The organism is Pseudolactococcus raffinolactis NBRC 100932 (genome assembly GCF_001591765.1).
Classification (GTDB): domain Bacteria; phylum Bacillota; class Bacilli; order Lactobacillales; family Streptococcaceae; genus Pseudolactococcus; species Pseudolactococcus raffinolactis.
Genome location: NZ_BCVN01000108.1, coordinates 1 through 567, shown reverse-complemented (window position 1 = coordinate 567; position 567 = coordinate 1). Strand labels below are relative to the sequence as shown.

The 567-nt window shown below is 33.9% G+C and carries 1 protein-coding gene; it reads left to right on the top strand.

Annotated elements, in window-relative coordinates; all coding sequences use genetic code 11:
- Positions 1 to 346 (top strand): hypothetical protein (locus LRA01S_RS11150; protein ID WP_306301681.1); only part of this gene is annotated, 346 nt, incomplete at its 5' end.
- Between the last annotated feature and the right edge of the window lie 221 nt (positions 347 to 567).

Genomic DNA, 567 nt, shown 5'->3' with positions numbered 1-567 from the left:
CGAAATAGACGGAAAAAAAGTTAAATTAAAATCAACAGCTGGAACACCAAAAAGATACAAAGCACAGTTTAGAAAAGACTACTTTAGCGAGTTGTTAAAGCTGAGTAAGTTGATGGCAGGCAATGATGGTGAAGAATTTGACTTAGCAAAAATTGATTACAGCGAATTAGATTATCTTGACTTTGAAGTTTTCTACAACTTTATCTGGGTACTTGCGAAAACAGCAGATAAAAATATTGGTGACCCGATTGATTGGTTGGATGAATTTGATTCAATGCCATTGGCTGAAATTTTCCCAGAAATCATTGACTTGTTAGAAAGCTCAATTTCATCAAAAAAAAAGTAGATGAAGTCAGCGGAAGTGATGAACTGTTTACGGAGGAGTCATTCTATTATGTTGCGAAGCAATGTGGTCTTACAGCGAGTGAAATGGATGAAATGAATATATCGCAAGTACTTGATTATATTCAAGAATATATTGACAACAATTCAGAAGACGGAAAACAAAAAACTATTAAAGCAAGTCAAAATGATTTTGATGCGTTTTAACAAATAGCAGTGCTGAGA